Annotated in this window: 3 protein-coding genes; 1 reads left to right on the top strand and 2 read right to left on the bottom strand. The window is 67.3% G+C overall.

All coding sequences use genetic code 11. The annotated features are described in order from the left end of the window. Positions 1–86: 86 nt before the first annotated feature. Together ACYPYD_RS23735 and dapE are read right to left on the bottom strand one after the other, a co-directional pair. Positions 87–1,406 (bottom strand): dicarboxylate/amino acid:cation symporter, encoded by a 1,320-nt coding sequence (locus tag ACYPYD_RS23735; protein WP_008829132.1) that lies wholly within the window; start codon positions 1,404–1,406, stop codon positions 87–89. A gap of 148 nt (positions 1,407–1,554) precedes the next feature. Next, the gene (gene dapE, locus ACYPYD_RS23730; protein WP_459665900.1) at positions 1,555–2,712 is read right to left on the bottom strand and encodes a succinyl-diaminopimelate desuccinylase; all 1,158 of its coding nucleotides are present in this window, start codon (positions 2,710–2,712) and stop codon (positions 1,555–1,557) included. 51 nt (positions 2,713–2,763) lie between these two features. Between dapE and ACYPYD_RS23725 the strand changes: the two genes are divergently transcribed. After that, a partial coding sequence (locus ACYPYD_RS23725) for a cupin domain-containing protein (RefSeq protein ID WP_459665898.1) occupies positions 2,764–3,127 on the top strand: 364 nt, incomplete at its 3' end.

The following is a 3,127-nucleotide window of genomic DNA, read 5'->3' as shown; positions in this document are numbered from 1 at the left end:
TTCGACAAGCTCAGCCTGAGCGGGATTTAAAGACCTGCTCTCAAAACCGCTCAGGCTGAGCCTGTCGAAGCCCCCTCGGCCTATCCTTACCCCTCGTACTGCTCGGGATCGATGTTGAGCCCGCGCCGCCCGTCGGCGACGGTGTGCGAGGGTGAGTGCAGCACTTCCGCATCGGGGTCCATCAGCGGCTGCAGCATGCCTTCCGAGCGGGTGATCACCGCCGTCGCCACTGCGTTGCCCACCACGTTGGTGGCCGAGCGGCCCATGTCGAGGAAAGTGTCCACGCCCAGCAGCAGCGCGATGCCTTCGACCGGCAGGCCGAACTGCGTCAGCGTCGCGGCGATCACCACGAGGCTGGCGCGCGGCACCCCGGCGATGCCCTTGGAACTTACCATCAGCGTCAGCAGCATCAGGATCTGCGTCATGATCGGCACATGGATGCCGTAAGCCTGGGCGATGAACATCGACGCGAAGGTCATGTAGATCATCGAGCCGTCGAGGTTGAAGCTGTAGCCCAGCGGCAGGATGAAGCCCGAGATGCGGCGCGGCACGCCGAAGCGGTCGAGCTGCTCGAACAGCTTGGGCAGGCTGGCTTCCGACGAGGCGGTCGAGAACGAGAGCAGCAGCGGCTCGCGGATGTAGCGGAACAGCGTGACCACGCGCTTGCCCAGGAACAGGCCGCCCGCGCAGAACAGCAGCACCCACAGGAGAGCCATCGCAAGGTAGAACTCGCTGACGAGCACACCGTAGGTCACGATGATGCCGAGGCCCTGCGTGCCGATTACGGCGGCGATCGCGCCGAACACCGCGAAGGGGGCGAAGCGCATGACGTAGCCGGTGATTTGCAGCATCAGTTCGGACAGCGCTTCGGTGGCGCGCACGATCGGCGCGCCGCGCTCGCCGATGGCGGTGAGGCCGACGCCCACGAACACCGAGAACACGAGGATCTGCAGGATGTTGTTCTCGGCCATCGCCGCCAATGGGCTGGCCGGGAAGATCTCGAGGATGAAGTGGCGCAGCGTCAGCTCGCCCATCTCGAGGTCGCCCACGTCGGCGCTGCTTTCGAGGCCGACGCCGACGCCGGGCTGGAACAGGTTGACGAGGATCAGGCCGAGGCTCAGCGAGACGAGGCTGGCGGTGATGAACCAGCCCAGCGCCTTGCCGCCGATGCGGCCGAGCGCGGCGCTGTCGCCCATGCCCGCAATGCCGGTCACGATCGTCGCGAAGACCAGCGGCGCGAGGATCATTTTGATCAGCTTGAGGAACACGTCGGGCAGCAGCCGGAAATAGTCCGCCCACTGCTTGAGGTGCGGATCGTCCGCCGGAAGGCTCGCGTGGAGCATGTAGCCTGCGGCAATGCCGAGGACCATGCCGATGAGAATGTAGAGCGTCAGGCGCCTGCCCATTGCGAACCCCTTGTTAATGGTGGCGTCGTGAAAGCGCCGGAGCCTATCAGTGTGGCCGGTGCGGTCAATGACGGGGGCGAGGTTTCACCCGGTTGCAAGACGCAGGACCTTGCGTTTCGGCCCGCTCGCCTCCGAAACAAATCCCCCGTCAGCCCGCCAGCGCCGCCAGCGTCACCCGCTCGTAGATGCGGGCGAGAGCGTCGAGGTCCGCCACGGCCACGGCTTCGTCGCGCTTGTGCATGGTTGCGTTGCACAGGCCGAACTCGATCACCGGCGAGAGATCCTTGAGGAACCGCGCGTCCGAAGTGCCGCCGCTGGTCGAGAGTTCGGGCTCCACCCCGGTCTCGGCGCGGATCGCTTCGGCCAGCATGGCGGAGAACGCGCCGGGCTGCGTCAGGAATGCCTCGCCCGAGATCACGGGGCGGGCGGTGCCGCCGTGCCGCTGCGCGATCTCGGCGACGCGCGCGGCAAGGCCCTCGCCGGTGTGCAGGTCGTTGAAACGGATCGAGATGCGCGCCGAAGCCTTCGCCGGGATCACGTTGGTGGCCGGGTTGCCGCAAGCCACGTCGGTGACTTCGAGGTTGCTCGCCTGGAACCAGTCGGTGCCCTCGTCGAGCACGATGGCGTCCAGTTCGGCCAGCATCGCCACCAGCTTCGTGATCGGATTGTCGGCGAGGTGCGGGTAGGCGACGTGGCCCTGCACGCCCTCGACTTCCAGCCAGATGTTGACGGAACCGCGACGGCCGACCTTCATCATGTCGCCGAGGCGGTTCACCGAGGTCGGCTCTCCGACGAGGCAAAGGTCGGGAATCTCGCCCTTTTCGCGCATCAGATCGATGAGGGCGAGGGTGCCGAAGCGCGCCGGGCCTTCCTCGTCGCCGGTGATGATGAAGCTGACAGTGCCGGTTTCAGGCGGGATATGCGTGACGGCTGCGACCATGGCCGCGATCGAGCCCTTCATGTCCACGGCGCCGCGCCCGTAAAGCAGTTCCTGTCCTTCGGGACCGCGCCTCTCGGGCAGGAACGGCGCGCTGGTCCAGCCTTCGCCCGGCGGCACCACGTCGAGGTGGCCGGCGAAGGCGAAATGGCGCGAACCCTCGGGGCCGCGGCGAATCGCGAAGAGGTTCTCGACCGGGCCGTCCGGCGCTTCTCCCGCGATGAAGCGGGTCACCTCGAAGCCGAGCGGTGCCAGCTGGTTCTCCAGGCAGTCGAACACCATGCCGGTGGCGGGGGTGACGCTGGGGCAGGCGATCAGCGCCTCGGCGAGATCGGCGACGGTTGCGGCGAGAGGAGCGGTCTGGGACATAGGGGCAGCGCCATCGCATAATAGGCGCACCATGACCATAGGAGACCGTCCATGCCCCGGCTCGACATCGAGGCCATTCCGCAGGCCAACCGCACCGGCTATCCGGCGCCTTTCGACGCGGCGGTGGAGGGCCGCTGGTGGCGGCGCCTGGCTCCTGCCGGCGGACTGACGCAGATGGGCGCGAGCCATGTGGTGCTGAAGCCGGGCGCCTGGTCCAGCCAGCGTCACTGGCACGACGACGAGGACGAACTGCTGGTCATGCTCTCGGGCGAGGCGGTCTTGGTGGAAGACGGCGGGCGCACGCTGCTGCGCGCGGGCGACGTCTGCGCCTGGGCGAAAGGCGTGCGCGACGGGCACCACCTCGTGAACGAAAGCGAGGCCGACTGCACCTTCATCGCCATTAGTGCGGGCGATC

This window comes from Novosphingobium sp. 11B (genome assembly GCF_054589055.1).
This window is presented reverse-complemented; position numbering and strand designations above follow the sequence as displayed.